Annotated in this window: 1 protein-coding gene; it reads right to left on the bottom strand. The window is 28.0% G+C overall.

What is annotated here, in order from left to right; translation table 11 throughout:
- Positions 1 to 655 precede the first annotated feature (655 nt).
- A partial coding sequence (locus FOJ82_RS15920) for a protein rep (protein WP_185975856.1) occupies positions 656 to 992 on the bottom strand: 337 nt, incomplete at its 5' end.

Here is a 992-nt window from a genome sequence, read left to right on the forward strand (position 1 = left end):
TGATATGATTAATGTATTACTCCTTTCATTTAATATATCAAAAACAATTCCCTGGCTACTCAAAAAATGAGTAGTCTTTTTATTTTGCATTTTAAGCCCTTTCTAGGACATTTTATTATTCCACGTATAAAAAACACCTAAAATTTTTTTCGTTCAACAGAGAGGCTATAAATCACTTTAGAATTTATTTCTAAACGTAAAATGATTTCAGAAAGCGTAAGAAAAAAATCATTTATCAATTAGTATAGACAAAACAAGATTTTCAACGTACCCGATACGTACTAAAAAATTGGTACGTTTCACGTACGTTTTGGGTACGTTTTGAGTACTTTTTACGTACGTATTGAGATTTTATGGTACTTTTTACGTACTTATCGGGTACGTTTTACGTACGTTTGCATAAATTTTTACATCACATTTAGGAATCCTATTTGACACTGTCAAATCAATACTTTTGCATTATATTGGTACGTGAAACGTACCAATTTGATGCAGGATTCCCTTATGCTCTTGAATGGCAATAGTTGCAATATTACACCTGTATACCCTCATATTTTTCATTTCAAAATCTCAAACCTTTTTCAGAAAAACATCTTTAATTTTTTCTAACAAAACAAAAAACGCTCACTCTTTTTTCGAGTAGCGTTTTGTTTTTTTATTTTTCTTCTTCAATTTCATTTATCATTTTTTGATTCACTTCTCGTTTTTCTTCATCCGTTAAATCAAAAATTTCGCTTGCCAAATATTCTTTTTGATTCCACATGTAAAAAATCTGATATACATATTCTGTTGGATCAATTTCTTTAAGATAATCTAAATCGCCATCTTTCAATTTTTTACGTGCTTCTTTAAACAATCCTGAATAAACTAATATTTGTTTACCTTTAAGTGATTTATAGAATGCATCAAATACTTTTTGATTTATTAAATAATCACTATCTTTACCAGAATACTTAGCCATTTCATATAACTCTTTATTGTTATTTTGTCTT

It is taken from the genome of Tessaracoccus rhinocerotis (genome assembly GCF_007197885.1).
In the GTDB taxonomy this organism is placed as follows: domain Bacteria; phylum Actinomycetota; class Actinomycetes; order Propionibacteriales; family Propionibacteriaceae; genus Arachnia; species Arachnia rhinocerotis.